This window comes from Leptolyngbya sp. GGD, from assembly GCF_026735145.1.
GTDB lineage: Bacteria > Cyanobacteriota > Cyanobacteriia > Leptolyngbyales > Leptolyngbyaceae > Leptolyngbya > Leptolyngbya boryana.
Window position 1 is genome coordinate 20,373 of record NZ_JAPQKE010000001.1, and the last position, 20,698, is coordinate 41,070.

Sequence of the window (20,698 nt, forward strand, 5' to 3'; positions counted from 1 at the left end):
GAGATGCAATTCGCTCACATCTCGCTCCAGTCTTAAACCAATTGAAATGAACTCCCTATCTATCCTCTCTGGTAGATAGGGAGTTCAGCTCTAAGCACTAAAGTACTTCGCGGTCGGGTGATAGACCACAAAGGCGGTCGTCGATTGTTCTGGATAAAGCTGTTCACTTTCATCTATCGACATCTCAATCTTCTCAGTTCCTAGCAGTTCTAATTGCTTGAATTGATCCGCAACGTTCGGACAAGCTGGATAGCCAAAGCTATAACGTGAGCCTTGATAACGTTGAGCTAGCATATCTCGAATGTTATCTGGCTCAAGCTCTCCATAGCCTAACTCTTTACGAATCTGAGCATGTGACCATTCAGCCAAAGCTTCCGCCATCTGGACTGCCATACCGTGGAAGTAGAGATACTCTGTATAGTTATTCGCCTTGAATAGCTCTTGAGCGACTTCAGTGGCAATATGTCCCATCGTCACCGCTTGCATGGGTAACACATCGAACTGATTGTCTAACACTGGACGGAAGAAATCTGCAATACACAAGCGGCGTAAAGATCTCTGACGTGGAAATGTCCAAGTCACTAAGGGCGTTGCAGTTGCAGGAGTGAGGCCCTGCTCGATCACACTCGGATCATAAACATGCAGCGAATTCCCCTCAGCCGCACAAGGGAAATAGCCATAGATCATCCGAGGCTCTAACAGTTTCTCAGTCTGAATCTTCTGCTTCCAGCGCTCCAAGACAGGATAAACCTTCTCAGCTAAGAACGCATCATATTCCTCTTTCGATTGGTCTTTCGGCTTGCGGAATTGCCATTGTCCAACAATCAACGCCTGCAAATCCATGTGCCAGAAGAGTTCTTCTAAGGAGATATCTTCAGGATTGAGAACTTTAGTTCCCCAGAACGGCGGAGTCGGTCGATCGATATCCAACGCAACAGCTTCCGATCGCACTAAATCGATCACTTCCGGCTCATCCGATTTCTTCTCTGGTTCGCCGTTTAGTTCGCGTTCAGCTTGTTCGATCGCTTTACGCCCCTTCTGATTGAACTGAGCAAATTCGCCTTGGAAACCTTCGGTATCACTCCATTGCCCCTCTTTTTTCGCAGGCATAAAGCGATCCATAAACGTCAAATCCGCGAACGCATCGCGTCCGTAAATCACTTGCCCCTTATAAGCATTCTGACAGTCTTCGTAAACGAATTTTGGAGTCAGTGCTGCACCGCCAAGAATCACTGGAACACTGATCCCACGTTCATTAAAGACTTCTAAGTTCTCCTTCATGAATGCAGTCGATTTTACGAGCAATCCGCTCATCGCAATACAATCTGGTTGATGTTCAACGTAAGCATCGACGATCGCATCAACTGGCTGTTTAATCCCTAAGTTAATCACCTTGTAGCCGTTATTGGTGAGAATGATATCAACTAAGTTCTTGCCGATATCATGAACATCCCCTTTCACGGTTGCAATTAAGAATTTACCCTTGCCACTGTCATCGCTTTTCTTCTCCATGAATGGTTCAAGGAATGCGACCGCAGATTTCATGGTTTCCGCAGACTGCAACACAAACGGTAATTGCATTTGCCCCGATCCGAACAATTCACCGACAACTTTCATGCCATCAAGCAAGAATGTATTGATGATGTGCAACGGCTCATAGGTTTCTAATGCGATTTTCAATGCATCTTCTAAACCAATCCGTTCGCCATCAATGATGTGCTGCTTCAAACGTTCTTCAACGGGTAAATCTGCTAAAGAACTCGTCGATCGAGCATCTTTTGCACTTACGCCTTCAAATAGTTCCGTCAGCTTCGTCAGCGGATCGTAAATGCAAATATCCCCATCAAATCGGCGACGATCGTAAATCAGATCTAAACAGACTTCTTGATGCTCAGGCTCAATTTTCGCAAGTGGAAGAATCTTTGCCGCCGACACGATCGCGCCGTCCATTCCGACCTTCGTGGCTTCATGCAAGAACATCGAATTCAAAGTAATCCGAGCCGCAGGACTCAGACCGAATGAGATATTCGACACCCCGACCATGAAGTGAACGCCAGGAAGATTTTCCCGAATCATCCGAATCGACTCAACTGTTGCTTTTGCGTTCTCCCGATCTTCTTCAATCCCGGTCGAAATCGGCAGAGCTAATGTGTCAAAGAAAATTTCGTGCGGCGGAATTCCGAATTCTAGTGCATCGCGATACGCCCGTTGAGCGATCTGGAATTTCTTCTCAGCCGTCCGCGCCATGCCTTCTTCGTCGATCGTTCCGATTACGACTCCAGCACCGTACTCTTTCGCCAATTCCAGCACTTTGAAGAACCGCTCATCGCCGTCCTCATAGTTGGTCGAGTTGAGAATGCACTTGCCGCCCGCAACTTTGAGTCCGGCTTCCATCTTTGTCCACTCGGTCGAGTCGAGCATCAGAGGCAGGGTGACATTGGTAACGAGGCGGGAAACGAGTTCTTTCATATCGGATTCGCCATTGCGTCCGACATAATCGACGTTTACATCCAATACATGCGCGCCTTCTTTGACCTGGGATTTTGCGATCGCAATTAGTCCATCCCAATCATCCGCATTGAGCAATTCTCGAACTTTCTTAGAACCGCTGGCATTCAATCGCTCGCCTACAATCAGAAAAGAATTATCCTGCTCATAAGGCTGAGATGTGTAAATCGATGCGGCTGAAGGCGTATAGCTTAAAAGTGGTCTGGGTGTTTCTGATTCAAACACTTGACCATTCATCCATTCGCGCTCCCCGATCCGAACATTGCGTTCTTTCGGCTTCATCGTCGCGGCGGCTTCTGCTAATGCCTGAATATGCGCAGGACGAGTTCCACAACATCCGCCAATCACTTGCACACCCCAATCTTCGATGAATTTGTGCAATGCCATCTGTAATTCAACTGGAGTCAGCTTGTAGTGAGCATGACCGCCAATATTTTCTGGCAAGCCTGCATTGGGAATGCAAGACACGACAAACGGTGCGTTCTCCGTCAAATATTTAATATGCTCTGCCATGCGATCGGGGCCTGTCGCACAGTTTAAGCCGAGAATATCGATCGGGTACGGCTCCAAGATTGCCAAAACGCCGCTAATATCTGTCCCGACGAGCATCGTTCCCTGGACTTCCATCGTCACAGATACCATAATCGGACGACGCTCGCCTTTTTTCTCAAAGATAGCTTCGACGGCATTCAAAGCGGCTTTGATTTGCAGTACGTCCTGACAGGTTTCAATGATGAATAAATCAACGCCACCATCAAACAACCCTTCTGCCTGAACGGTAAATGCGTCTTTTAGCTCATCGTATGTGATGTGTCCTAAGGTCGGTAATTTTGTTCCAGGTCCCATCGATCCGGCGACAAATCTAGGCTTTTCAGGAGTTGAGAATTCGGCGGCGCATTGTTTCGCGAGTTCAGCCGCTTTCTTGCTCAAGTCATACGCTAGATCTTGCAGCCCATATTCTGCCAGCACAAACGGGCTACTGCCGAATGTATCGGTTTCAATCACATCCGCGCCTGCTGCTAAGAAATCGCGGTGAACTTTCGCGATCGCTTCTGGTTTCGTATGAATGAGATATTCGTTACAGCCTTCATATTCCGCACCTCCAAAATCCTCTGCTGTTAAATTCTGGGACTGAATATTGGTTCCCATTGCGCCATCGAAGACGAGGACAGGACGATCGGGACTGTGAAGACGGGTCAGAAAAGCGCTGCTCATAGGAAAAGGTTGAGGGACTAGACGACAAGATTGAGTAATTACCCTGAGTTCTCTTTAAGTTTTAGGGTGAATGAAGTCATGGCGGAAAGCGGCAACCATGACATTTCACACTAGCTATACATTTAAACTGTGACATATTTATTTAAGTTTTAGCGATCTGGAGTTCTCTGTAAAAAAAAGAGATGCCCCGGTGGAACATCTCTCGAATTTTCAGTGAAGTAGAAACTTACATGAGTATTCAGCGCTTACGCGATCGCTGCAATCTGCACGTCGCTATTGCCTAAAAGCTCTTGCAGTTCTTCAGCATCGACGGTTTCTTTGTCCACCAGCATTTCTGCCAGTTTATCCAGCACCGGACGATTCTGAACCAGCACCGCTTTTGCACGACGGTAAGCTTGTTCAACCAGGTTGCGAACTTCATCGTCGATCGCGGCTGCGGTTTCTTCGGAAAAGTCCCGCTCAGCAGCGATGTCACGACCCAAGAACATGTTGCCTTGCTGACGACCTAATGCGACTGGTCCTAAGCGATCGCTCATGCCGAATCGAGTCACCATTTGTTTTGCAACGCGTGCTACTTGCTGAAGGTCGTTCGATGCGCCTGTGGTAACTTCCTCTTCACCAAAGACGATTTCTTCAGCGATTCGACCACCTAGAGCAACGGCCATCTGGTTTTGCAAGTAAGAGCGAGAATACAAGCCTGAATCCATCCGGTCTTCGCTTGGTGTGAACCAGGTCAAACCGCCTGCGCGACCGCGAGGAATAATGCTGATTTTTTGAACAGGGTCATAGTCAGGCATCAAAGCACCGACGAGTGCATGACCTGCTTCGTGATAAGCCACAAGTTCTTTGCGCTTCTCACTCATTACACGGTCTTTCTTCTCAGGACCTGCCAAGACGCGATCGATTGCGTCGTTGATCTCATCCATTGAAATTTCAGTCAAATTGCGACGAGCGGCAAGAATTGCGGCTTCGTTCAACAAGTTCGACAAGTCTGCTCCGGTAAATCCAGGAGTCCGACGCGCGATTTTTTCGAGGTCAACGTCTTTCGAGAGCGTTTTGCCGCGCGCATGAACGTTGAGCACTTCCAAACGACCGGAATAGTCAGGACGATCAACGACGACTTGGCGATCGAAACGACCCGGACGTAAGAGCGCTGCATCTAAGACATCAGGACGGTTGGTTGCCGCGATGATGATGATTCCCGTGTTACCTTCAAACCCGTCCATCTCGGTTAAGAGTTGGTTCAAGGTTTGTTCACGTTCATCGTTACCACCGCCTAGACCCGCACCACGCTGACGACCAACTGCATCAATTTCATCGATGAAGACGATGCAAGGTGCATTCGATTTGGCTTGCTCGAACAGGTCACGGACGCGAGACGCACCCACACCGACGAACATTTCGACAAATTCAGAACCGGAAATCGAGAAGAACGGAACGCCTGCTTCGCCTGCAACAGCTTTTGCCAACAGGGTTTTACCAGTTCCAGGAGGTCCAACGAGTAGGACACCTTTGGGAATTTTTGCACCGATTGCAGTAAAGCGATCGGCGTTTTTCAAAAAGTCTACAACTTCGTTCAATTCCAGCTTCGCTTGGTCAATCCCTGCCACATCGTTAAAGGTGACTTGGGTTTGAGGCTCCATTTGCACACGGGCTTTGGATTTGCCAAAGTTCATCGCTTGGCTACCTGGTCCGTTTTGAGCGCGGCGCAACAGGAAGAACAAGCCCACAAGCAGCAAGATTGGGAAGAAAAGACTGCTGACTGCTCTGAGCCAGAAGTCATTGCCATCGGTTGCAGGTAGAACAGAAATATCGACGTTATTGCGAGTCAGAATGCTGATGAGTTCAGGATCGGTCGGCAGATTCACTAAGACGCGATTTCCGTCTTCAGATTGCACTAGGGCGCGAGTCCGATCGGCGCTCAAACTGACTTTATTGACATTATTTTTTTCAACTTCTTGAATAAACTGGCTATAGCGCCAGGTTTCACGAGTTTGGGGTTGCTTATCGAAGACCGCCGTTGCCAAAGCAATCACGACGATCGCTAAAAGCGCATATAGCCCTGCATTTCTCCACCGCTTGTTCACCGGGGTGTATCCTCCTGAAAATAGGAATAAATCGGGTTCTCGGATTTGTATTTGTAAACTTATATTACTCTGTATTAAGACTTCTTGCATCAATACGAGAGAAATCTGAGAATTACCGATTTATCCAATGTAACGTAAGGATTTACTATCGATCACGTTATGGGGTGGAGTTTTTAGTATCCTGGTCAGGAATCAGGCAGGAACGATTTGGGGCTAGAAGTCGCTGTCCTTGAGTTCAAGCACGATAGAGATATCGACCTGATTCCGCACCAGAGTGTTAATCAGTTCAGGATCGTCCGGCAGGTTGACTAAAAAGCGCTTTCCATCTTCGGATTGTGCCAAGATTCGAGTTCGATCGGCAGTCAAACTGACTTTGTTAACATTGTCTTTTTCAACTTCTTGAATAAACTGGCTGTATTCCCAGATTTCACGAGTTTGGGGCTGTTCAGCAAAGACTGCGGTTGATAGCGCGATCGTCACGATCGCGAAAAGTCCATATAATCCTGTGTTTCTCCACCGCTGGTTCATTAAAATGTATCCTTCTGAGAATATATAGAGTCGGATTTTCAGAATCGCTGATTCGATTCGTCCAATCTAACTTAAGGATTCACGATCACCACGTTATGCAACTGAGTTTTTGTATCATTGTCAAAAATGAGGCGGAAAATCTGCCGCGCTGCTTGTCTAGCGTTCAGAATGTGGTCGATGAGATGGTGGTTCTGGACACTGGATCGAGCGATCGCACAATAGAAATTGCCAAGTCTTTTGGTGCAGAAGTTCACTCTTTTGAATGGCGGAATGATTTTTCTGCCGCCCGCAATGAATCGCTGAAGTATGTTCATGGCGATTGGATTTTGGTATTAGATGCGGATGAGGTCTTAGTTCCAGAGATTGTACCGACCTTGAAACAGGCGATCGCGCAAGATGACTATCTTGTGTTTAATTTAGTTCGGCAAGAAATTGGAGCAGCTCAGTCTCCCTATTCATTAATTTCGCGATTATTTCGACGACATCCTGAGATTTGGTTTTCTCGTCCGTATCACGCGATGATCGATGATCAAGTTGAGGCGTTGCTGAAACGAGAGGCGCATTGGAAGATTGGAGCGATTTCGGAAGTCGCGATTTTGCATGAGGGTTATCAGGCGGATGTGATTGCTGGACGGGATAAGGCGAATAAAGCGCGATCGACCATGGAAGGCTTTCTGGCAACTCATCCCAATGATCCGTATGTTTGTAGTAAGCTCGGCGCGCTCTATGTTCAGATAGGCGAAACGGCGAAAGGCATCGAACTTTTAGAGCGAGGTTTGTCTACCGTCGAGGATGCTGCGACGCAATATGAACTGCATTACCATTTAGGCAGTGTGCATGTGCAACTGAATGAAATCGAGCAAGCTGCCCATCATTACCAGCAAGCCATTCAGCAGCCAATCCTACCGAAGCTGAAATTAGGAGCCGTCAATAATTTAGCGAGTTTACTAAAAGATGCCGGGGATCTGCGAAACGCCCAAATTCTGTTTCAGCAGGCATTAAAGATTGATCCGAATTTTGCGATCGCGCATTGCAATTTAGGCGCAACCTTAAAAGCAATGGGACAATTCTCATCGGCGATCGCGCATTACAATCAAGCGATCGCGCTGAATCCAAATTACGCTGAGGCTTATCAAAATCTGGGGGTCGTGTTACTGAAATTGGGACAAGTGCCTGAGAGTGTAGCAGCGTTTCAGACTGCGATCGATCTGCACCAACAGCAGAATTCTCCCGAAGCTGAGAGGCTGCAACAAGGCTTAAGAGAAATGGGGTTACTGTGAAATATTGGTACAACGGAAGCGCCATTGCAGGGGATCAAATTCAACTCTCCATCACTGATCCAGGTTTAATCTATGGTGCTACAACTTTTACGACCCTGCGAGTTTACCAATCCTTAGATCATGAATTGACAAATTGGAAGGGGCATTGCGATCGCTTAGAAACGACGATCGCGGATTTCCACTGGCAATCTCCTAATTGGGACAACATTCGATCTGGCGCGGAATGGCTCTCAAATGACTATCCAGTTCTAAGAATTGTCGTTTTTCCAGATGGACGAGAATGGGTTGCAGGTCGATCTCTGCCAGTTGATTTAGCAGAGCGTCAGCAAAAAGGCATTACAGCTTGGGTCGCAGGATCTGAACTTTCGCGATCGCTTCCTCAACATAAAACAGGAAACTACCTTGCTCCTTGGCTCGCTCTCCAAACGGCTCAGCGGTTGAATGCTCAAGAAGCAATTCTGACAGATTTAGATGGCAACTGGCTCGAATCGAGTACAGGTACGCTTTGGGGTTGGAAAGACAATGGTTGGTGGACTCCACCTTTAGTCGATGGAATTTTGCCAGGATTATTGCGATCGCATCTTCTCAGTTCGTTGAGCCATGTGATTGAACAAACTTGGCGACCGGATTTAGTGCGGGAATTTGAAGCGATCGCGTATACGAACTGTGTGATGGAAGTGATTCCAATTCACACAGTTCTCGATCGTGAGACTCAATTCCAATATGTTGCTGACCATCCTAGTTTTCAACTTCTAAGAGAGTGCTTCACCGTTTAAGACGCGTTACTGGGTCAAGATCATCGAGGAAAGATGAGGGTGCTAATCGTCTTTGCCATTGCTGCACATCAATTCGATCTGGCTCAACTCCAGCCCACAGATTCAGCCAAAGTTGGGCGGCTTTTGTCTCTTTCTGCGCCAGTAGTAACTGCAAATACGAATTAGAGAACGTTGCAAAATCATCGATATGCCAACGTTTTCTAGAAATCATTGGCTTCAGCAGTGTGTCAGCCGCTTCAATGTTTTTATTGTGTAAATGATATTGAGCCATCGAAGCACGCGCAGGGACGTAATTTGGAAATCGATCGATGATCTCCTGGATCAGTGCAAGCATGTCTTCAGTTCGCTCTTGGATGTCATAGGATGCAGCAATATTATTCAAAACATCCGGTGAATCAGGATACAGTTCTAGAACCTGTCTCAATAACTGCTCTGCCTCTTCTGCTTCTGCTTTGTCTCCAAATCGCAACTTGTTCAAAGCTGATCGCATCAGGTCATTTGCTTTTTTCGATCGCTTATAAGGCGACTCATCATAGAACTCATAGGAAATCAACGAAATCTCTCGCCATTCTCCTTGCAACCACATCCGAACATTTTCCGTCGGCAACAATCCAGCTTCAGCCACTTGAATGGCTGCCTCATGGCGCATCGAATCTGATCCCTGCTGACTCAATGCAAAATCCTTTAACATCTCTAGAAACTCAGGCGTTGCTAGATTTGAAGCGATCACAAAAGCCAGATGTCGTCCGGCTGGATTTCCACGATCGAACAAAATTGGGATAACCGCTTTGATTTCCGGGTGGTCTTGCAGGCAAATTTGCATCGATTTCTGAAAGGCTTTCTCAGAAGATTGTCCCGATCGCATTGCTTTTTCCACCGCTTTTAAAGCGATAGGTGTGAACCAATGACTGAACGGAAAAGCCCAAGCGGGTTCACCTGTCATACGATTCAGATTATCGAGATTCGATCGTGCTAGCTCAAATCCGGGAGAGACTTCTAACGCCTTCTTCCAATGCTTTCGAGCTTCTGAGGATTGTCCTAATCTTGCAAATGCCACCCCAGCCAAATGGAAGAACATTGCAGAAGCAATTTCAGGGTCGCCTTCTTTTTCGGCTTGTTGAAACACCTCAACGACACTTTGATCGTCTCCCAAGAAGCTCAATCCTTCCATTTTTTTCGTCCAAGCATCCCAGGCAGAAGCTTGACTTGCTTTCAAGCGATCGCCGATTTGCTGAGCCTCGTCTAATTTGCCGATTAAACAGTAATAACGCACTAAATTCGACAGCGCGTGAATGTTATTCGGTTGAGTTTCCAGAACTTGAGTGCAAACTGCGATCGCGCCTTCAAGGTTGTCTTGCAAGAATTCGATCAGACTCAAATTATTACTCGCAGCGACAAAATCTGGTTTGCGCTCTAAAACTTGCTCTTCGAGTTGTCTAGCTCTTGCATAATCGCCTACTTCTAGCGCAGCCTGTCCGCGTTCATGCAAGATCGCAATTTCAAACCCTGCTTCACCGACTAAGCCAGCTTCTCCAAGTAATTCATCCACTTGCGATTCAATTTTGCTGATGATCTCGTTGATCTCTTCAGCATTGGGATAATCTGACCAACGTGCGATCGCAGACTGTAGCGTTTGTAGCGCCAGTAAAAAATGAGAATTAGTGAGATAGGTTTGCCCTAAAGCAAACGCTGCATCTGCATTATTCGGTTCAAGCTCAACCAACCGTTCACTGACGCGCTGAAATGCCAACATATCCTGCATCTCATAGCAGCAATTGCTCAACATCAGCAGGATTTCTGTGTTGTTCGGATAATCCTCACTTAAGCGTTCTAAAATATCGCGCGCTTCAGCCCATTTTTCCCGCGCAGCTAGCCCGATCGCTTTTTGTAATTCAGGGGCTAAATTTTTTGTCCCAAATCCTTTGGATGATTTTGAGGATTGAGGTTTCTGCTTCTTTGCCATAAGAAAAGTGTTGCGATCGCGTTCAGAAAAATTGTAGCGACCCTAGATTTCTCCAGAGTCGCTGCTGCAACAAGATTTATCAGGAACCTATCCCAGTAAGTTTTTCTTGGCTCGTTCTTGCCGCGATTCTGCTTCGTCCATCAGTTTCGCAAAATCTTCGATCGCTTCTCCAGGATAGTTCTCAAACACCCGTGTCGAAAGCGAAATCCGACCGCGACCTTCGTCGAGATCCACAATCATCGCCTTAATTTCTTGCCCAACTTTCAGCAGTGAAGATAGCGATTCAACATAGTTCTTGCTGATTTGATTAATGTGCAATAACCCTGTTGTGCTATCAAACTCAGCAAACGCACCAAACGGTTTCAAGCTGGTAATCGTTGCAGTCACGACTTGCCCAACTTCGAGCTGACTGAAATTCACAGTCCGGGCTGCCAGACGGTTCGATAAAACAATCTTGTTGCGATCGCGATCCAATTCTAAGAACGTTGCGGATAGCGTTTGTCCTTTCAGCGCTTCTAAATTTTCACGCTCAACCAAATGCGATCGTGGAATAAAGCCTCGCAGTCCTTGAACATCTACAGTCACGCCGCCCTTATTCATGCCCGTGACCCGAACTTGGACACTCTGATTGTTCGCCTGCAAATCGGCTAAGCGTTCCCAAACTTTCCGCACCTCAAGCTGACGCAGCGAAATGGTTACTCGTCCATCCGCATCTTGTTCGCGAACAATAATGAATTCGCGTTCTTCATCCAAGGGCAGCACAGTCGAAACATCATTCACGCGCCGCACACTCGCTTCTTCGATCGGCAGAAACGCAGGAGACTTGCCTCCAATATCAACTAATGCCCCATCGCTTTCGTAGCTAAAGGCTTTACCCGTCACGAGTTTTCCTTTCTGAAACTCATAATCGTGTTGCTCTAAGGCTTTTGCGAAATCTTCCATCGAAAAGGAAGCATCTGTCGATCGAGATGGCATTGGAGATAGGTCCTAAGAAACAAAGTATCAGCTTTCCATTTTAGTCCTTCAATCTCGAAAACAACGCGTTAACTTTCTCCCAAGCATCAGCGGCGGCAGTCGAATCATAATCAGCCCGTCGATCGCAGAAAAAACCATGCCCTACTGGATACCGAAACACTTGGTGATCAATATGGTGCGCTTTGAGCGCCGCTTCAATTTGATCAATGTGTTCAACCGGAATTAACGGATCTTGGGTTCCAAAAAAGGCGTAGAGCGTTCCTTGAATGTCTGGAGTTCGAGAAACGGTCGGCTCCCCTCCACCTGGAGTCATCGTGACAATGCCTGCACCATAAAATGAAGCGGTGGCTTGAATGTCTGGCAGGGTTGCCGCTAAATAGGCAACGTGTCCACCAAAGCAGAAGCCGATCACCCCAATTTTCTGAATGCCTTTCGCTTTTAGATAATCGATCGTCGCTTGCAAATCGCTTAACAATTCGTCCGCTTGAGTTTGATCTTTATGTGATCGCCCAAGTTTTGTCTCTTCTTGGCTATATCCGACTTCAAATCCAGGAGCCGTTCGCTGAAAAATAGCGGGCGCGATCGCGATATATCCGGCTTGCGCGAATCGTTCTGTCACATCTCGAATGTGAGGATTCACACCAAAGATTTCTTGAATGACGATGATCGCCGCTGAAGTTGGCGAACTGGGTTCAGCCAGATAAGCATCAATGTCGAGAGATTGGTTAGAAATTTTGATCCAAGAGGAATTCACGATCGTTCACACTGTAACTCTCAGTATTTTTAACCAAAACTTGCCAAAAAAATCAGCAGAAGCTTTATTTATCTTTACAGTTCAAAAAAAAAGAGGAACCTAGATAACCTACATCACGGATTTTTTCAAAAAGGCAATCGAAATTCTACGAGTTATACTGTTGCCATTGGGGTGAGTAAAGGGGTTGAAAGCGAGTTAGATTCAAGGTTTAAGCAAGTCAGAAATAATACTGATGCGCCAAAGTAAATCAAATGACAAACCGAAAAAATACCCAACTTCTTTATCCAGTGTGGCACTTAAACTAGTGGACGATAAAAGCAGATTCTGATTAACGAATAATGTAAGGATTTGCACGGTAAAAATTATTTAGAGAACGTAGCTTGAGGCACGGGCATGGTGCAGTTTCATATTCAGCCAGATAGTGATATCCCGGCATCAACTCAACTCTATAACCAGATTTTATTCGCGATCGCATCGCGGCAATTTCCACCGGGACATCGCTTGCCGAGTACGCGTCAGTTGGCAATGCAAACCGGGCTGCACCGCAATACGATTAGTAAGGTCTATCGCCAACTTGAAGATGCAGGGGTCGTAGATGCCCAAGCGGGTTCAGGAATTTATGTACGCGACCAGGGACATGATGACACCGCAGCGCATATTAAATCGCCTCTGCTTGAGCAATATCCCCAAGCGCATAAAATTATCCAAACCAGCTTAGATGAGCTTGTGAAACAAGGATGTTCGCTCGGACAAGCACGAGAATTATTTCTAGCAGAAATCGATTGGAGATTGCGGTGTAGTGCTTCGGTTCTGGTCACAGCTCCGCTGCATGATATTGCCAATGGGGAAGTGTTGATGCGAGAGTTAGAACGCGCTCTGGCAATTCCGATGCAGCTTGTTCCCATGGAAGAACTGGCGCAAGTGTTAGATCAGACGCGATCGAGTACGGTGGTCACGAGTCGATATTTCATTGCTCAAGCGGAAGCGATCGCGATGCCAAAAGCGGCACGGGTGATTCCGGTCGATATTTACGACTTTGAGCAGGAATTGAAGATGGTGAAGACGATGCCGAAAGGAACTTGTCTCGGTATTGTCAGTTTGAGTGCGGGAACGGTTGGCGTGGCTGAGGTGATTATTCACAGTTTACGCGGGGATGATTTGTTGGTCATGACGGCGCAGGTGAACGATCGCTACAAACTCAATGCGATGGTGAGAACTGCACAGACGATTTTTAGTTTTGATCACGTGAGTTGTGCGACGGTGAAGGCGACGATTTCGGCTTCGCGGGATGATATTATTCGTCCGCCGCAAGTGATTTGTTGCGAGAATTTTATTGTCAGTAAGTCGATTAGTTTGCTGAAGCGCGAGTTAGGTTTAGAGTAAATCGACTGCGATCCAGTCAATTCGTTATTTCTGCTCTATTGACAGGCTGTGGGAGCAGTTTGAAGCTTGCTGATGAATCGTTAATACCAATCTGCGATCGCCAGTCCCGAAACTCGGGAAAACTCGTTGACATTATGGGTGACAAGAGTTGCCTGAAGTGTCAGGGTTGTTCCTGCAATTAAAATATCTAGTGAACCAATGGGCAGCCCTTGTGCTTTGAAGTAGTAGATCAGGGTATTGGTATCCAAAACATACATCTAAAGGCTCTCCCGCAGGGTGTCCTGTCCTGATTCAGCACGAATTGCTTCTAGGGTAGGAAAGTCTTCTGCCCATGCTTCATCCAGAGAATAAACGAACTCTGACCAGTCCGTTGAGCTTACTGTACTCAATGATTGATTATCCTTGAGATGTTTAGCATGAATAAATTCAGCAAAAGTCAGGACTTCGTTTGCTTGGTCTTGAGGAACAGATTTCACGAGTGCATAAATCTGTTCAGCAATTATCATCATTGAGGTTCCAGATTAAAGTGCGGTTTGACAATAAGCATTCTAGTCAGCTATTTTCCAAGCTATCCCTACAGTTTATGTTACTATTGCTCGGTAAATTTCAAGCCTCAGCAGGCTCACTCTAGCCGTTCAACTCGCTCTATCAACGCGACAAACTGTTTTACTGTTTTTTGTGCCTGCTAACCACCATTGAGTTCGAGAAAAGTACCTTGAAGGGTCTGTTACTCATTCTTGTCGAGAACGGAACGTATTACGGACTGTATAGTAAACAACCTAAATAACGCGAACTAACGATCCCGCTCACCCGCCGCTAGTAAATTTTCGTTCTCAACCAACCAACTCGATACGGTCGGTGTGCAACGGGATTATGTTATGCAGCAACACTTCTCAGTGACTTGCGAAAGACAATTTTATCGACACCGTCTGTGTAGAAATCGCGAATTCTCGCTTCCTCCACGTAATCATTGTTGCGGTAAAATGCGCGGACGTATTCAAAGTCGTCCGTTCCAGATGTTTCCACTAGTAGCACACGCTCGCCGCGCTCAGCGAGCATTTGCTCGACATATCGCAACAACACGGCTCCGCGTCCCTGTTTTTGGTGGTTGGGATGAATAGCAATCAGATAGAGATTCCATGTCCCGTTTGTCATACGTTCTGGCGCAACGTAGGCAACCCCCACTGGCTCATTATCGTAGTCGGTTAGCCATACACCTTGGCTATCTGTTTCGTTACTGAAATGCTGATTTAGCATTTGAGCGAGTTCTTCAATTTGATTTGACTCGAAAAGCCCTGTTGCCTCTGCCAAAGCAAGTAATGCACTTGTGTCATGGGGTATGGTCAATCGAATCATAGAAATTTTTAGTTAAGGCTTGTACATTTTACTCCATGGTTCAAGCACTAACGTTAAGATTTCCCATCGCCTTCATAATAAATTCCTGAGGCATTTGTGGCTAACCGATAACCTTTCAACTATTACCCCAACCGATAGATTGGTCTGCATAACAACACGATCGAACAATTAGGTTGGTTTTAGTTCTCCAAATTTTGGACTCCACCAACCTTTTTCTGTTTGGAAGTAAACCACATCTTTGTGCTTAGGATCTGTTCTGGCTTTGGGATTTGAACAACGGAGTAACGTTTTCGTCTGTCCTTCTTTTTGATAGTCATAGCGTTCTAAAGCTTTTCGGCAAACTGGACAGGAAAAATCGGTGAGTTGTGGTTTTGCTAACTCAGATCGATCGCTTTTGGCTTGTGGAGCTTCCCAACGTTTCGATCGCTCAGACCAAAACAAAACAACATTCTCACAACCTTCCACACATTTGAGAAAGTATTTCTTTTTGACTTTGCTACTTGGAACTTTAGCAAGCGGCTTTTCACAGCTTGGGCAGCGAGTTCTAGAGAGTTGAAGTTGCTTTGTCGATCGTGGAATGGGCGAATTCGTTAAATGTTGCGGAAGAATTCGCTCTGCTTTTAATAACGCGGGTTCAAAGTACGTCTCATTCCAAGCTGTGAGATACTTTTGCCAATTTTGCTGACCTGCTGCAATGTGATCGAGCGATCGCTCCATCTCAGCGGTGAATGCAGATTGAAGTAAATCCGGCAAAGCATCAGCTAAAAAGCGATCGACATCTAAACCTAGAGTAGTCGGTTGCAATACTCCTTTCACCACATCTACGTAAGCTCGTTCTTTCAAAGTAAGAATTGTCGGAGCATAGGTGCTCGGTCGTCCAATTCCTTGCCGTTCCATGACTTGAACTAATTTGGGTTCGCTGTAACGAGGCGGAGGTTGGGTTTGCTTTTGTTCGTGTGCTGCTTGCGCTAATGTTAAAGCCTGATTGGCTTGCAACAAGGGCAATTCAACATCAGCACTTAAGTTATTCCAGTACTTGCTGTAGCCTGCAAATTCAATCACTTGTCCTTTGGCTTGCCAAGAAATGTTGCCCGATCGGGTCAAAATTCGAGTCTGGCGCACCCGAGCAGGCTGACATTGAGATGAGATCGCACGTTTCCAAATCAACACATACAGGGCAAATTCATCACTTGAAAGTTCGAGTTTCAGTTGAGCCGACGCTCGATTGATATCAGTTGGACGGATTGCTTCGTGGGCTTCTTGTGAGCCTTTTACTTTGCGGTGACTGGTTACTTTCTTAGGAACATTGTCTGGATCATGGTCTGTGAGCCATTGCCGAGCTGCCTGGCAATACTCTGGGCTGAGTTCAATGCTATCCGTGCGCATATAGGTGATATGTCCCGCTTCATAGAGCGACTGCGCGACCTGCATCGTTTTTTCAGGACTAAACTTAAGGCGCGAGCCAGCCGCTTGCTGCAAGCTAGAAGTCACAAAGGGCGGTGGCGGGGTACGGTTTACGATTTTGCCCTCGATCGACAAAATGTGATGCGGATAAGCTTGGGCTTGTTGAACTAAGCGATCGGCTTCAGCTTGGCTGAGCACGCGAGTTGATTCGGGAGTGCTGCGTTCATTAGCGGGAGTTGCATCATCTGGTGTAGCTTCAGCTTCAGGCGTGTCTGAGCCGTGGTAGAAAGCGCGAAAGCCTTCTGCATATTCGACAAAGACATTCCAATAATCTTGTGGGACAAAAGCTTCGATTTGACGTTCGCGATCGCACAGAATGTGAAGCGTGGCGCTTTGGACTCGTCCCATTGATTTTGCTCCATTCTGCAATTTCCAGAGCAAGGGGGAGCCTTTGTAGCCGACGAGTTTGTCGAGGACGGTGCGGCAGAGTCCAGCATCGACGAGGTTTTGATTGAGAGGGCGGGGATGAGCGATCGCTCTTTTAACTGCAGGTGCCGTAATTTCGCTGTAAACAACGCGCTGCGGTTGTTTGAGGTGGAGCGCTTGTTGTAGATGCCATGCGATCGTTTCGCCTTCTCGATCGTCGTCGGTAGCAAGGTAGACGGTGTTGACTTTTTGGACGGCGGATTTGAGTTGCGCGATCGTCTCTTTGCCACGGGTTCCTCTGGGGACAAATCGGCACTTGACTTTGCCCGGTTCTAGCTCGAATCCGAGGGAGTCAATGCCATCGCTCGCGAGTTCCCGAACGTGTCCCATGCTGGCTTTCACCAGCCAATCTGAGCCGAGAATTTGGCTGAGCTTTTTCACTTTGCCGGGGCTTTCGACGATCAGGAGCTTGGTGGGCATGGGGAGAGTGAAACGAGATAGAACATAGGAACTATATTTTATTTCGTTTTGTGGGGTTTGGCGATTCCTTTCAGTGATTCAGGAGTGAATTCGGTATCAACGCTACTCATCGGTTACTTTTCCGCGCATCGATTTAATTTGACTGCGGCGAGTTTTGGAATCTAACCGTTTCCTCTGAGAACTGCGGGTCGGCTGACTGGGCTTACGAGGCTTGGGCACAATCATTGCACTCTGAATCAGTGCTCGAAGTCGCTGCAATGCTTCTTCCCGATTCTGCTCTTGGCTGCGATGCTCTTGCGATTTAATGACAATGACTCCTTCTTTTGTGATCCGATGATCACTGAGCTTCAGCAGTTTTTCTTTATAGCGATCGGGCAATGTAGAAGCCTGAATATCAAATCGAAGATGAATCGCTGTGGAAACTTTATTCACATTTTGTCCGCCTGCTCCCTGAGAACGAACTGCCCTCATCTCAATCTCATCATCGGGAATACTCACGGTTCTAGAAATTTGTAGCATTGTTCGCTTTTAGCTCTGATTCGCGACGATTTGTCCAAATCGCCGTCCAGAATGACAGGATTGTCTGAATGATAGCTTGTTCAAGTAGGCTTCGACGAGGCAGAAAAGGGATAACTTTCAAGCCTGTTGTGACTCTCTGAAACGAAGAACACAGAAAAAGCCCTATGTAGATACATAAGGCTTCTGATCAAAAGTATGTAGAGTAGATTTGCGAAGAAAACCTACGCAGAAGCGGCGATCGAGACGGGCATTTTCACAGCTTTGATCACCACTTGCTGATCATCATCGACATCGGCGATCGCGGTGTCTCCCCTCTGAATTTGACCTGCTAAGAAGGCTTCAGCCAAACTATCTTCGAGTAACCGAGCAATCGCGCGACGCAATGGACGTGCTCCATAACTGGGGTTGTAACCGTCTACAACGACTCGTTCTTTGAAGCGATCGCTGACTTCGAGGGAAATGCCTTGCTCCGCAATCCGAGTTGCCGCTTCTTGAATCATCAAGTCAGCAATCTCAATGATTTCGGGGCGAGTCAATTGACGGAATACAATAATCTCGTCCACACGGTTGAGAAATTCTGGGCGGAAATATTGCTTCAACTCGTCATTCACGAGAGTCCGGATGCGATTGTACTGGACGCTATCTGAGGAACCCGTTTCAGTCGCAAATCCTAAACTTGCGCCACCTTTCTCGATCACTTTTGACCCTAAGTTTGAAGTCATGATCAACAAGGTATTCTTGAAGCTGACCGTGCGCCCTTTTGCATCGGTCAAACGACCATCATCGAGTAATTGCAGCATCAGATTAAAGACATCTGGGTGCGCCTTCTCGACTTCATCAAACAGAATGACGGTATAGGGGTTGCGGCGAACCGCTTCGGTCAACTGTCCGCCTTCGTCATAGCCGATATAGCCAGGAGGCGAGCCAATCAATTTCGAGACGGTGTGAGATTCCATATATTCGGACATATCTAACCGAATCATGGCATTCTCTGAGCCAAACACCGCAACTGCCAAAGCTTTTGCGAGTTCAGTCTTACCGACCCCTGTCGGCCCTGAGAAAATGAAGGATGCGATCGGGCGATCGGCGCTTTGCAGTCCAACGCGAGCGCGCTTAATTGCTCGTGCGACTGCGCTCACTGCTTCATTTTGTCCAATGACTCGCTGATGCAGAACGTCGTCTAAATGCAGCAGCATCGCTGATTCAGATTCCGTCAGTTTGCTAACCGGAACACCTGTCCAAGATGCGACAACTTGCGCGATATCTTCTTCGGTCACAGTCGGCATTGCAGCCTCTGGAACTCCAGCAGACAATTCGCGTTCAAGTTCTAATTCTCGATCGCGGAGTGTGCCAGCTTTGTCAAAATCTTGCGCTGCGACGGTCGCTTGTTTTTCTTTCTGTACTTGCCGGAGTTCTTTCTTCAGAGCTTTTAAGGCGGGATTGGTATGCCGTAATCGCACTAAAGAGCCTGCTTCGTCGATTAAGTCGATCGCTTTATCCGGCAAGAATCGGTCGGTAATATAACGATCGGCTAATTTTGCCGCTGCTTCTACTGCTGCATCGTCAATGAGTAATTGGTGGTGTTGCTCATAGCGATCGCGCAATCCTCGAAGAATGTCGATCGTTTCTTCAACACTGGGTTCGCCCACCATGACGGGTTGGAATCGCCTTTCTAAGGCGGCATCTTGCTCAATATGTTGACGATACTCATCCAAAGTCGTCGCGCCAATGCACTGCAACAGACCGCGTGCCAAAGCAGGTTTCATCAAATTCGCGGCATCCATTCCGCCCCCGATCGAACCTGCGCCAACGAGGGTATGAATTTCGTCAATGAATAAAATGACGTTACCGGACTGCTGAACTTCATCGAGAATCTGCTTCATGCGTTCCTCGAATTCACCTCTAAAGCGAGTTCCTGCCAGCAACCCGCCCATATCGAGCATAAAGACTTGCCGATCTTGCAAAATCTCAGGCACGGCTTGGTCGTAAATTCGCTGGGCGAGTCCTTCTGCGATCGCAGTTTTACCCACACCCGGTTCGCCGACTAAAACTGGATTATTTTTGGAGCGGCGACCGAGAATTTGGATGACGCGATCGAGTTCCTTCTGCCGTCCAATCATGGGATCGAGCTTTCCTTCTGCTGCCATCTGGGTCAAATTTGTCCCAAACTCGTTCAGAGCGACTAATTTATTCGAGCCAGCCGCTTTTCGAGGTGCAGTCGGTTGTCCTACTGCCATCGGTTCCGCTTGAGCGCGGGTGATGTGGGCACGGATTTCAGCTGGATTTAGACCCAATTGGCTCAAGACTTTGATGGCAACGCCTTGGTTGTCATCGACTAAGGCTAATAAAATGTGTTCTGCACGAACGTAGCGCATTCCCATCATCTGGGCTTGTTGTAGCGCTCGTTCCAGGATTTGGCGCGTTTTGGGCGTAAAGGGAAGTTCTCCAAACGACGCACCATTTCCATAACCGACAATTTTTTCGACCTCTGAGCGCACTTTGCTTAGGTCTGCGCCCAATTCATGCAAGACCGATACGGCGATCGTATCATCCTGTCTGAGTAAGCCCAGCAAAACTGCTTCTGTGCCCACAGAGTTCTGCCGCAGTCGGCGGGCTTCTTCTTGGGCAAACATGATGGTCTCGATCGCCTGATCGGTGAAGTATTCAAACATCGGGCTTTCTCCACTATGCGAGGTCTGCGTTGACAAATGCGCCAACAGCAGAGGAGCGTGAACTACTTACAGTTGTAAACTTTCCTGTAGTTCTACACCCCACTCTACCGAGGGAATTTGCAAACCAACGAGGGAGGATAACCGTCTAATTTTCTAGGACGACCGTACTTAAGGATTTAGCGATCGTCGCCAGGTTCAATCTCGTCTGGCTCATCCGCTTGAGTCATACCTTCTTTAAAGTTCCGCAGCGTTTTGCCAAAAGTTCCCCCCAGTTCAGGAATCTTTTTCGGCCCAAAGATGAGCAGCGCAACGAGGCAAATGACTCCAATTTCAACCCAGCCTAAATTAAACATCGCGTTTCTCCAATGCCAT

The 20,698-nt window shown here is 47.2% G+C and carries 16 protein-coding genes; 3 read left to right on the plus strand and 13 right to left on the minus strand.

Going from position 1 to position 20,698, the window contains the following annotated elements:
• Nucleotides 1–90: 90 nt before the first annotated feature.
• The 3 genes from metH to OU814_RS00125 all read right to left on the minus strand — a co-directional run bounded on the left by metH (nucleotide 91) and on the right by OU814_RS00125 (nucleotide 6,338).
• Nucleotides 91–3,723: a methionine synthase gene (metH, locus tag OU814_RS00115; protein WP_268179549.1), complete on the minus strand. Its 3,633-nt coding sequence runs from the start codon at nucleotides 3,721–3,723 to the stop codon at nucleotides 91–93.
• Between the two features lie 245 nt (nucleotides 3,724–3,968).
• Nucleotides 3,969–5,810, minus strand: a complete 1,842-nt coding sequence (gene ftsH3, locus OU814_RS00120) for an ATP-dependent zinc metalloprotease FtsH3 (RefSeq protein WP_017291153.1) — start codon at nucleotides 5,808–5,810, stop codon at nucleotides 3,969–3,971.
• 213 nt (nucleotides 5,811–6,023) lie between these two features.
• Nucleotides 6,024–6,338 (minus strand): ATP-dependent metallopeptidase FtsH/Yme1/Tma family protein, encoded by a 315-nt coding sequence (locus tag OU814_RS00125; RefSeq protein ID WP_268179553.1) that lies wholly within the window; start codon nucleotides 6,336–6,338, stop codon nucleotides 6,024–6,026.
• 95 nt (nucleotides 6,339–6,433) lie between these two features.
• On the opposite strand from OU814_RS00125, the gene OU814_RS00130 reads away from it, so the two are divergent.
• Entirely contained in the window at nucleotides 6,434–7,618 is a 1,185-nt protein-coding gene (locus OU814_RS00130; RefSeq protein ID WP_268179555.1) for a TPR domain-containing glycosyltransferase, read from the plus strand.
• On the plus strand, nucleotides 7,615–8,394 hold the full coding sequence (locus OU814_RS00135) for an aminotransferase class IV (protein WP_268179557.1): 780 nt from the start codon (nucleotides 7,615–7,617) through the stop codon (nucleotides 8,392–8,394). The genes OU814_RS00130 and OU814_RS00135 overlap by 4 nt, the downstream gene beginning before the upstream one ends.
• On the opposite strand, the gene OU814_RS00140 is transcribed toward OU814_RS00135, so the two are convergent.
• The 3 genes from OU814_RS00140 to OU814_RS00150 form a co-directional block, all read right to left on the minus strand.
• Nucleotides 8,384–10,357 (minus strand): tetratricopeptide repeat protein, encoded by a 1,974-nt coding sequence (locus OU814_RS00140; RefSeq protein WP_268179560.1) that lies wholly within the window; start codon nucleotides 10,355–10,357, stop codon nucleotides 8,384–8,386. The two genes, OU814_RS00135 and OU814_RS00140, sit on opposite strands and share 11 nt — an antisense overlap.
• An 87-nt stretch (nucleotides 10,358–10,444) precedes the next feature.
• Nucleotides 10,445–11,332: a S1 RNA-binding domain-containing protein gene (locus tag OU814_RS00145; protein ID WP_268179562.1), complete on the minus strand. Its 888-nt coding sequence runs from the start codon at nucleotides 11,330–11,332 to the stop codon at nucleotides 10,445–10,447.
• Nucleotides 11,333–11,372: 40 nt separating this feature from the next.
• On the minus strand, nucleotides 11,373–12,086 hold the full coding sequence (locus OU814_RS00150; protein WP_268179564.1) for a dienelactone hydrolase family protein: 714 nt from the start codon (nucleotides 12,084–12,086) through the stop codon (nucleotides 11,373–11,375).
• A 393-nt stretch (nucleotides 12,087–12,479) separates the two neighbouring features.
• Here OU814_RS00150 and OU814_RS00155 point away from each other — a divergent pair, with 393 nt between their 5' ends.
• Complete coding sequence (locus OU814_RS00155; protein WP_017291146.1) at nucleotides 12,480–13,469, plus strand: GntR family transcriptional regulator; 990 nt, start codon at nucleotides 12,480–12,482, stop codon at nucleotides 13,467–13,469.
• An 80-nt stretch (nucleotides 13,470–13,549) separates the two neighbouring features.
• On the opposite strand, the gene OU814_RS00160 is transcribed toward OU814_RS00155, so the two are convergent.
• The 7 genes from OU814_RS00160 to OU814_RS00190 form a co-directional block, all read right to left on the minus strand.
• Entirely contained in the window at nucleotides 13,550–13,726 is a 177-nt protein-coding gene (locus OU814_RS00160; RefSeq protein WP_017291145.1) for a hypothetical protein, read from the minus strand.
• The gene (locus OU814_RS00165; protein ID WP_268179567.1) at nucleotides 13,727–13,978 is read right to left on the minus strand and encodes a DUF2281 domain-containing protein; all 252 of its coding nucleotides are present in this window, start codon (nucleotides 13,976–13,978) and stop codon (nucleotides 13,727–13,729) included.
• A 367-nt stretch (nucleotides 13,979–14,345) separates the two neighbouring features.
• A complete protein-coding gene (locus tag OU814_RS00170) occupies nucleotides 14,346–14,825 on the minus strand; it encodes a GNAT family N-acetyltransferase (protein WP_268179569.1) in 480 nt (159 codons plus the stop codon).
• Nucleotides 14,826–14,993: 168 nt separating this feature from the next.
• Complete coding sequence (gene topA / locus OU814_RS00175; protein WP_268179571.1) at nucleotides 14,994–17,135, minus strand: type I DNA topoisomerase; 2,142 nt, start codon at nucleotides 17,133–17,135, stop codon at nucleotides 14,994–14,996.
• A gap of 102 nt (nucleotides 17,136–17,237) precedes the next feature.
• On the minus strand, nucleotides 17,238–17,654 hold the full coding sequence (arfB, locus tag OU814_RS00180) for an alternative ribosome rescue aminoacyl-tRNA hydrolase ArfB (protein WP_190649715.1): 417 nt from the start codon (nucleotides 17,652–17,654) through the stop codon (nucleotides 17,238–17,240).
• A gap of 221 nt (nucleotides 17,655–17,875) precedes the next feature.
• Nucleotides 17,876–20,326 carry an ATP-dependent Clp protease ATP-binding subunit gene (locus OU814_RS00185; RefSeq protein WP_268179573.1) on the minus strand — a complete coding sequence of 817 codons (2,451 nt, stop codon included), beginning with the start codon at nucleotides 20,324–20,326 and terminating at the stop codon, nucleotides 17,876–17,878.
• Nucleotides 20,327–20,502: 176 nt separating this feature from the next.
• Entirely contained in the window at nucleotides 20,503–20,679 is a 177-nt protein-coding gene (locus OU814_RS00190; RefSeq protein WP_017291139.1) for a Sec-independent protein translocase subunit TatA/TatB, read from the minus strand.
• Between the last annotated feature and the right edge of the window lie 19 nt (nucleotides 20,680–20,698).